Source organism: Nocardioides sp. NPDC057577 (genome assembly GCF_042801335.1).
Lineage (GTDB): Bacteria > Actinomycetota > Actinomycetes > Propionibacteriales > Nocardioidaceae > Nocardioides.
This window is the reverse complement of the sequence record NZ_JBHVGB010000225.1, coordinates 1-8,077: the sequence shown is the minus strand read 5'-3', so window position 1 is coordinate 8,077 and position 8,077 is coordinate 1. Positions and strand designations below refer to the sequence as shown.

Sequence of the window (8,077 nt, the reverse complement as noted above, 5' to 3'; positions counted from 1 at the left end):
GCATCCAGATGCCCACTCGGCCGACGTACGTGACGCCTCGGCATTCGGTAGCGGCCAGTAGCCTCCTCGCATGCGTAACGGTCGGATCATCCTGCTCAACGGGGCATCCAGCTCGGGCAAGAGCAGCATCGGGCGGGAGCTGCTGGCGCTGCTCGAGGATCCGTGGTTCCTGGTGCCGGTCGACGGGATCAGCGGGATGCGGTCGACGGTGCATACCCGCGAGCTCGACGAGGACGGGATCGCCGAGATGCTGCGGCGGACCCGCCTGGGCTATCACCGCGCCGTCGCGGCCCTGGCCTCGGTCGGCAACGACGTGATCATGGACTACCCGCTCAGCGAGACCTGGCGCCTCGAGGACCTGCTCGAGGTGCTCGACGGCTACGACGTCACGCTCATCGAGGTCTGGTGCTCGCCCGAGGAGCTCGAACGGCGTGAAGCGGCCCGCGGTGACCGTCCGGCTGGCCTCGCCCGCTCGCAGACCCTGGTCTACTCCCACGCGTACGACCTCCGCGTCGACTCCACCACCGCGACCCCGGCGGCGTGCGCGAAGGAGATCGCCGAGGCCCTTCCCGCCATCGCCGTGCCCAAGGTCTTCGACCGCCTTCGCGCCGAATAGGCACCCCCGTCGGCCGACGTGGCCGCCCGCTCGTGGGTGGGGTTGGCAGGGATGAGAAAATGATTCCCGACATGTCTGAAACGAAGCTTCCCCGCCCCGGTCAGGCCACCCTCGCCGGGTGGCTCATCGTGCTCGGCTCACTGCTCACCGTGGTGACGGCCTGGGACCAGATCGCCGGGCTGCGCAGCCTGGACACCCGGGAGCGGGTGGAGGAGCTGCTGGCCGAGCCGCCACTCGCCGGCTCGGGGATCGGCCTCGACAACATCCTCGGCCTCATGCACGTGATGGCGCTGGTCACCGGCGCCATGGCGGCAGCGGCGGTGATCCTCGGCTGGCATGTGCTGCAGCGCAGCAAGCAGGCCCGGCTCGCGCTCACTGTCATCGCGGCGCCGCTCTTCTTGGCCGGGATGTTCGGCGGAGGGTTCTGGTCCACGCTGGCCGCCGTGGCCGTCGTACTCCTGTGGATGTCGCCCACCCGCGACTGGTTCGACGGCGTCTCGCCGACCAAGCGGGAGGCGATCGAGGCCGGCGACCCCGACCAGGAGTCGTACGTCGCTCCGGCTCCGCCGGAGACCCCGACCGCCCCGACCACCGCGACCGGCTCGACCTCCGGACCGGCTCGGCTCTCCCAGCAGCAGCCGCCGCCGTGGACCGGCTCGGTCGCCCAGACCACCAAGGCGGCGCCCAAGCGGCGCCCGGGCGCCGTGATGGCGGCGGCGGTGCTCACCTGGATCGGCTCCGGGCTGACCGCGCTGATGATGCTCGCCTCGGCGGCGACGGCGACCGCCAACCCTGACCTGATCCTCGAGCAGGTGCGCAAGCAGGCGGAGAGCGAACCGGCGATGCGGGAGGCGGCGCAGCTCTACACCACCGACATCATCGTGGCCTCGGTCTGGATCATGGCCGTGCTGGTGGCGCTCGTCTGCGTCGCCGCCGGGGTGTTCGCCGTCTTCGCGATCCGCCGCCACTCCTGGGCGCGGGTCGCGCTGATGATCTCGGCCGGCATCTCGGCGCTCTCGCTGCTCCTCTTCGCGCTCGCCTTCCCGCCGGCGGTGGTCCTCTTCGGCGCCGCGGTCGCGACCTTCTCGTTCCTGCTGCGCCCCGAGGTCGCCGCGTGGTTCCGCAACCGTTGACCCTGACTGCCGGATAGGCTCCGCGGCATGTCAGATCAGTTCGGCTCCTTCGACAACCCCTACGGCGGCAAGCCGCCGTTCGAGGGGCAGGAGCCGCCGCCCCCGACGCCGTACGCGACCCCCCAGCCGTACGCCGCGCCGCAGCCGACGCAGCCGCAGCAGCCCCAGGGATGGGGCCAGGTGCCCCCGGCCTATGGCCAGTACGCGATGGGACAGCAGCCCCCGGCGTACCTCCGCCCTCACTATCCGCAGCCCGATCCCGATGCCCGTCCGGGAACGGTGGTCGCGGCGTCGATCATGACGATCGTGGGGTCGGTGATCGCCCTGCTGATCTCGGTGTTCATGGTGCCCGCGGGGATCGCCGACTACAACGACCCGACGTCCTCGGACAAGGGCGTGACGCTGGCGATGATCATCTGGTTCGCCGTCTGCGGCGTGCTGAGCCTGATCGCGATCCCGCTCGGGATCATGGTGCTGTTCCGCTCCAAGGTGGCCCGGATCCTGCTCACCGTGGTCGGTTCGATCGCCGCGCTGCTCTCGCTCTTCGTGGTGCTCTATCCGGCGCTGATTATCGCCGCGGTGGTGATGCTGTACGCAGGCAGGGCAGGCAACTGGTTCGCCCGGAGGAAGCCCTTCGACCCGTTGCAGCCGCCGGCGGTGCCGGGCATGACACCGCCGACCCACCAGCAGTTCTAGACCTAGGAGACGAGCGAGTCGTCCTTGGCCCCGTTGTCGGATCCGCGGACGATCTTGTAGATCCGCAGGCCGATCCAGGCCACCACGGCGACGGCCACGACCACGATGACGACGTTCTGGAAGCGGCCGACGATCGGCTCGACCTTCTCCCAGTTGTCGCCCAGCTGGTAGCCGGCGACCACGAAGATGGTGTTCCAGATCGCGGAGCCGACGGTGGTGAGGATCAGGAACTTCCAGATCGGCATCCGGGTGACCCCGGCGGGCACCGAGATCAGCGACCGGAAGATCGGGATGAAGCGGCCGAAGAAGACCGTCCAGGCGCCGTACCTCTCGAAGAACGCCTCGGTCTTCTCCAGGTCGGAGGTCTTGATCAGCGGCAGCTTCTCGCCGATCCAGTAGACCCGCTCGCGGCCGATGGCGGCACCGATCAGGTAGAGCACCAGCGCGCCGACGACCGAGCCGAGGGTGGTCCAGATCAGCGCCTCGGCGATCGTGAACCGGCCCTGGGCGGCGGTGAAGCCGGCCAGGGGCAGGATGATCTCGGAGGGCAGCGGCGGGAAGAGGTTCTCCAGCGCGATGCCGAGCCCCGCACCCACCGGGCCGAGCTTGTCCATCAGGTCGACCGCCCAGCCGGCGACGCCGGTGAGCTCCTCGGGCTGCGTGGCGGTGAGGATCATGAGGCTCTCTTCGAAGGTGATGGGGTGGGCGCTGGCGGGCGAAGCCTAGCGACCCTGGTTGTGGATGCCCTAGGAGGCCGCGCTGACCGCGTCCAGCTCGGCGCGGGTCAGCACCGACCGGATCTCCAGCGAGACATCGCGCAGGGACTCACCGGGCTCGGGCGAACGGTCGATCGCACACACGACAGTGTCCACGATCGCACCAAGCGGACGAAGCGCGTTGACGGCGTCGCGTACGGCACCACCGGAGGTGATCACGTCCTCGATCAGCGTCACCCGCTTCCCGTCGAAGGAGGGACCCTCGGCGAGCTTGGCGGTGCCGTACTCCTTCGCCTTCTTCCGGATGAAGATCGCCGGGATGCCGGTCTTGGCCGACACCATGGTCACGATCGGGATGCCACCGAGCTCCAGGCCGCCGAGCAGCTCGGTGCCCTCCGGCAGCAGCTCGACCATTCGCGCCGCGACCCGGTCCAGGAGCGCGGGGTCGGCCTCGAAGAGGTACTTGTCGAAGTAGGTGTCGCTGACCTGCCCCGAGCGGAGCGTGAACTCCCCGTGCAGGCGGCAGGTGGCATCGATGTCGGCGGCGAGGGCAGCGTCAGTTGTCACGATCAATAGCCTAAGTCTTATGACTGCGCGACGACTCCACGGCATCCCGCCGACGATCTTCTCCGAGATGTCGGCCCTGGCCGTCGCCACCGGCGCGGTCAACCTCGGCCAGGGCTTCCCGGACGTGGACGGCCCCGAGGAGATCATCAAGGAGGCCGTGGCCGCGCTGGAGAGCGGACGGAACCAGTACGCCCCGGGCCCGGGCATCCCAGCGTTGCGCGAGGCAGTCGCCGCTCACCAGCAGCGCCACTACGGCCTGACCTTCGACCCGGCGCGCGAGGTCGCGGTGACCACCGGCGCGACAGAGGGGATCGCGGCGGCGATCCTCGCGCTGGTGGACCCGGGTGACGAGGTGATCCTCGTCGAGCCCTACTACGACAGCTACCCGGCCATGGTGCAGTTCGCAGGCGGCGTACGTCGCCCGGTGACGCTCAGCCTGGACCCGGACGCGCCCGGTGGGAGACTGCCGCGCGCGGCCCTCGAGGCGGCCGCATCGGAGAAGGCCAAGGTGCTCGTCCTCAACTCCCCGCACAACCCGACCGGCACCGTGCTCACTCGCGAGGAGCTCGAGACGGTCGCCGGGTTCGCGCGCGACCACGACCTGACGGTGGTCTCGGACGAGGTCTACGAGCACCTGACGTTCGACGGCGTGGAGCACGTCCCGATCGCCACGCTCGAGGGGATGCGCGAGCGCACCCTGACCCTGTCGAGCATCGGCAAGTCGTTCTCCTTCACCGGCTGGAAGGTCGGCTGGGCGACCGGTCCTGAGCACCTGGTCCAGGCGCTGCTCGGTGCCAAGCAGTGGCTGACGTTCACCTCCGGTGCCCCGCTGCAGCCCGCCGCGGCGTACGCGCTCGAGCATCTCGACCACTGGCCCCGCGAGCTCGCCCTCGATCTGCAGGGGCGACGCGACCTGCTCTGTGACGGGCTGAAGGAGATCGGGCTGGACGTGACGATCCCGGAGGGCACCTACTTCGCCGTCTCCGACATCGAGGACCTCGGGTGGGCCGACGGGCTCGAGTTCTGCCGGTCGCTGCCCGAGCGGGCCGGGGTGGTGGCCATCCCGCTGCAGGGCTTCTACGACACGGACGCGGGGAAGCATCTGGTCCGCTGGACCTTCACCAAGCAGCGCGAGGTGATCGAGGAGGCCCTGGAGCGACTCGGTGAGGGGCGTCTGAAACGCTAGTGGTCCGCCCGGCGGTCGACCCGGCGGTCGGTCTCGTCGTCCGCGGGGGTGCGCGGTCGGACCGCCATACCCATGACGTCGCGGTCCGGGTGGCCGTCGTGGTCGAGATCGGCGGCCAGCCGCGAGGACGTACGCCGACGGCGCCACCACTCCACCATCGCGGGTGCGAACGCGAGCGCGAAGAGCAGCAGGATCAGGTAGTCGATGTTGTCGGCCAGCCAGGGCCAGCGGGACCCGACGAAGAAGCCGAACAGCGTCACCACGAGCACCCACAGCACGCCGCCGACGAGGCTCCAGAAGTAGAACCGCCGCCGGTCCATGTGGGTGACTCCGGCGACGACGGTGACATAGGTGCGTACGAAGGCGATGAACCGGCCGATCACCAACGCCTTGTTGCCGTGCTTGTCGAAGAACTCACGGGTCTGGTCGAAATGCCGCTTTTTGATGAACCGGCCGTCGCGTTCGTAGAGCCGCGGGCCGATCTTTCGGCCGATCTCGTAGCCGGTCACGTTGCCGGCGAAAGCCGCCGCGACGAAGAAGAGCATCGCGATGACGATCTCGACGCCGGGTGGCCCGGGGAAGATGTCGATCTTGCCGGTCGCGATGAAGATCCCGAGCGCGATCAGCAGGCTGTCACCGGGCAGGAACGGGAAGAAGAGGCCGCACTCGATGAAGATGATGATCAGACTGATCCAGAAGAGCGGCTCGCCGAAAGTGGCCAGCAGAAAATCCGGACTCATCCATTCCAAACCGGCCAGCATCGGCGCAAAATTCCCCGCACCTGTCACGGCCCCTACGGTACCCATAGGTAACAACTCTTGTTGTCGAATATTGTTATCGGCCGATGAACGAGACACGACCGTCCGAGGCTGAATCCCGAGCGCCGTACGACCCGATGCCCCATGGGCAGCCGGAGGTCGGCCTGGGTCCGTGGCAAGGTGAATGGCCCGAGGGGGACCACTGGGATCCGGACCTGCTGGCCAACGGCGACCGCCGCAACGTGGTCGACCGTTATCGCTACTGGACGCTGGAGGCGATCGTCGCCGACCTCGACCAGCGCCGCCACGGCTTCCATGTCGCCATCGAGAACTGGCAGCACGACTTCAACATCGGCACCATCGTCCGCACCGCCAACGCCTTCCTCGCCGCCGAGGTCCACATCGTCGGCAACCGCCGCTGGAACCGCCGTGGTGCGATGGTCACCGACCGCTACCAGCACGTCCATCACCACCCCGATGTGCCCGCGCTGGCCGCCTACCTGCACGAACGGGACGTACGCCTCCTCGGCATCGACAACCTGCCCGGCTCGCTCCACCTGGAGACGATGTCGCTTCCCCGGAAAGTCTGCTTCCTGTTCGGGCAGGAGGGCCCGGGCCTGTCGGAGCAGGCCCGGGAGAGCGTCGACGGCACCTTCTCGATCGCCCAGTTCGGCTCGACGCGGTCGATCAACGCCTCCGCGGCCGCGGCGATCGCGATGCACTCCTGGGTCGTCCAGCACGCCGACCTGGGCTCGGACGAGGCCTGGCGGGGCTGAGAGACGAACGATCCCCCGGGCGCACGGCCCGGGGGATCGGAGAAGCAGCTGGAGTCAGCGGATCAGTTGGTGTTCCGCTCGTAGCAGACGACCGTGTGGTCGCCGGTCTGCCACTCGTACCTGCTCACGACGCTGTACGCCCTCGTCCTGGCCGGGCAGTTCTTCGCGACGGCGTTCTGGATGGAGGTCGTGCTCGGGTAGGTCGTACCGGCCTTCTTGAAGGCCGAGATCGACTTGTAGGTGTGCCCGCTCAGGCAGGAGTACGGCCCGGCGAACTTCGCGCTCATGCAGCCGCGGGTGCGCTGGGTCAGCGCGATGCCCTCGAGGAACTTCGCCCGGTTGGTCGGCAGGTTCTTCAGCGAGTCCTTGCCGGGGAGGACGACGTCGCAGCGGAACCAGCGCTGGCCGGCCTTGAACTGCTCGGCGGTGGGCACGTAGAACGAGGTGGTGTACGCGGACTGGTTCCGCTTCGAGGCGGTGCTGCCGAGCTTCGTGCTGAGCGCGCGCACGCACGTCTTGACCATGTGGGAGTAGTTGGCCTCGCGGGTGAGTGAGGCCTCGGTGCGGGTCGTACCCGACACCAGGGTGCCCAGCGCGATGGTCTTCGCGGTGTGGGCCGAGCTGCACGAGACCATCTTGCCGGTCTGGGACCAGGCGCCGTAGGCGGTCCAGCCGTAGTTGTAGCAGGTGCCGACCGTGGGCTTGGGCGGCACTGCCGCGTCGGCCTTGGTGGCGGTGAGTCCGATGAGGGAGAAGACGCCGATGACGAGCCCGAGGATGAGGGCAGCCGTCACGGGCTTCTGCGCAGGCGCGAGCGCGCCGGCACGAAGACGAGACATGATCGTGCTTTCGAATAAGTGGGATGTGGCGGGCTGAATCATCGCAGCGCGATGCCAGGCGGGGCATAGTCAATTCGGGTGGTTGTAAAGCGGTTACGCCCCGGTGTCCTCCGCGAAAACAGGATCCGCTAAAGTTAACCCCGGGTCGCCCGGATGTGCCCCCCTCTGTGGGTGCGTGGCCTCGGGGCCGGGCGGCAGCGGGGGCTCTTTCAGGGCCTCGCGATCCGATAGCGGATCTGCACCTGCTCGCCGGTCTGCAGGACGTCGATGACGCTCATCCTCTTGCTGGTGATGCGGCGGGGGAGCAGTGGCGCTCCGGCGCCGAGGGTGACCGGGCAGATCCCCGCGACCACCTCGTCGAGCAGGCCGGCATCGTCGAACTGGCCGACCAGGTCGCCACCGCCCACGAGCCAGATCCCGCCGTCGACGCTGGCCGCGATCTCGTCGTAGACGGGCTTCACGTCGCCCTGGACGAAGCGGACCTGCGTGCCTTGGACCTCCGGCAGGTCGGTCGCGTGCGTGAAGACCCAGACCGGCCGCTCGTCGTAGTACTCCCGCCACTTCTCCGGCCCGGTCAGCATCTCCGGATCGTGGTCGATCATCCAGCGGTACGTCGTGCCGCCCATCACCAGCGCCGCCGACTCCGCCATCAGCCGCTCCCAGGAGCTCTCGTCGTCGCCGTGCGGCGTCTCGAAGAGCCACTCCAGCGAGCTGTTCTCATCGGCGATGTAGCCGTCCAGCGAGGTTGCGGTGAAGTAGGTGACCTTGGGCATGCCCCTGACGCTAGGTG

At 68.6% G+C, this 8,077-nt stretch carries 10 protein-coding genes; 5 read left to right on the top strand and 5 right to left on the bottom strand.

Annotated features, from left to right (window positions below; genetic code table 11):
• The first annotated feature begins 70 nt into the window (after nucleotides 1-70).
• The 3 genes from ACFU7D_RS27175 to ACFU7D_RS27165 all read left to right on the top strand — a co-directional run bounded on the left by ACFU7D_RS27175 (nucleotide 71) and on the right by ACFU7D_RS27165 (nucleotide 2,445).
• Complete coding sequence (locus ACFU7D_RS27175) at nucleotides 71-616, top strand: chloramphenicol phosphotransferase CPT family protein (RefSeq protein WP_378873228.1); 546 nt, start codon at nucleotides 71-73, stop codon at nucleotides 614-616.
• A gap of 71 nt (nucleotides 617-687) precedes the next feature.
• Entirely contained in the window at nucleotides 688-1,749 is a 1,062-nt protein-coding gene (locus ACFU7D_RS27170) for a hypothetical protein (RefSeq protein ID WP_378873226.1), read from the top strand.
• Nucleotides 1,750-1,776: 27 nt separating this feature from the next.
• The gene (locus ACFU7D_RS27165; protein WP_378873224.1) at nucleotides 1,777-2,445 is read left to right on the top strand and encodes a hypothetical protein; all 669 of its coding nucleotides are present in this window, start codon (nucleotides 1,777-1,779) and stop codon (nucleotides 2,443-2,445) included.
• A gap of 2 nt (nucleotides 2,446-2,447) precedes the next feature.
• On the opposite strand, the gene ACFU7D_RS27160 is transcribed toward ACFU7D_RS27165, so the two are convergent.
• Nucleotides 2,448-3,122, bottom strand: coding sequence for a DedA family protein (locus ACFU7D_RS27160; RefSeq protein ID WP_378873222.1), 675 nt, complete (start codon nucleotides 3,120-3,122; stop codon nucleotides 2,448-2,450).
• A gap of 69 nt (nucleotides 3,123-3,191) precedes the next feature.
• A complete protein-coding gene (gene pyrE, locus ACFU7D_RS27155; protein ID WP_378731769.1) occupies nucleotides 3,192-3,728 on the bottom strand; it encodes an orotate phosphoribosyltransferase in 537 nt (178 codons plus the stop codon).
• Between the two features lie 19 nt (nucleotides 3,729-3,747).
• Between pyrE and ACFU7D_RS27150 the strand changes: the two genes are divergently transcribed.
• Nucleotides 3,748-4,914, top strand: a complete 1,167-nt coding sequence (locus tag ACFU7D_RS27150; RefSeq protein WP_378873220.1) for an aminotransferase class I/II-fold pyridoxal phosphate-dependent enzyme — start codon at nucleotides 3,748-3,750, stop codon at nucleotides 4,912-4,914.
• Here the strand turns inward: ACFU7D_RS27150 and ACFU7D_RS27145 are convergent.
• Complete coding sequence (locus ACFU7D_RS27145; protein ID WP_378873218.1) at nucleotides 4,911-5,654, bottom strand: DedA family protein; 744 nt, start codon at nucleotides 5,652-5,654, stop codon at nucleotides 4,911-4,913. The two genes, ACFU7D_RS27150 and ACFU7D_RS27145, sit on opposite strands and share 4 nt — an antisense overlap.
• Nucleotides 5,655-5,758: 104 nt before the next feature.
• Between ACFU7D_RS27145 and ACFU7D_RS27140 the strand changes: the two genes are divergently transcribed.
• Nucleotides 5,759-6,448, top strand: coding sequence for a TrmH family RNA methyltransferase (locus ACFU7D_RS27140; RefSeq protein WP_378873216.1), 690 nt, complete (start codon nucleotides 5,759-5,761; stop codon nucleotides 6,446-6,448).
• 62 nt (nucleotides 6,449-6,510) lie between these two features.
• Here ACFU7D_RS27140 and ACFU7D_RS27135 read toward each other — a convergent pair whose 3' ends face one another.
• Nucleotides 6,511-7,287 (bottom strand): septum formation family protein, encoded by a 777-nt coding sequence (locus tag ACFU7D_RS27135; RefSeq protein WP_378873214.1) that lies wholly within the window; start codon nucleotides 7,285-7,287, stop codon nucleotides 6,511-6,513.
• Nucleotides 7,288-7,496: 209 nt separating this feature from the next.
• Nucleotides 7,497-8,060 (bottom strand): dihydrofolate reductase family protein, encoded by a 564-nt coding sequence (locus ACFU7D_RS27130; RefSeq protein ID WP_378873212.1) that lies wholly within the window; start codon nucleotides 8,058-8,060, stop codon nucleotides 7,497-7,499.
• Nucleotides 8,061-8,077 lie beyond the last annotated feature (17 nt).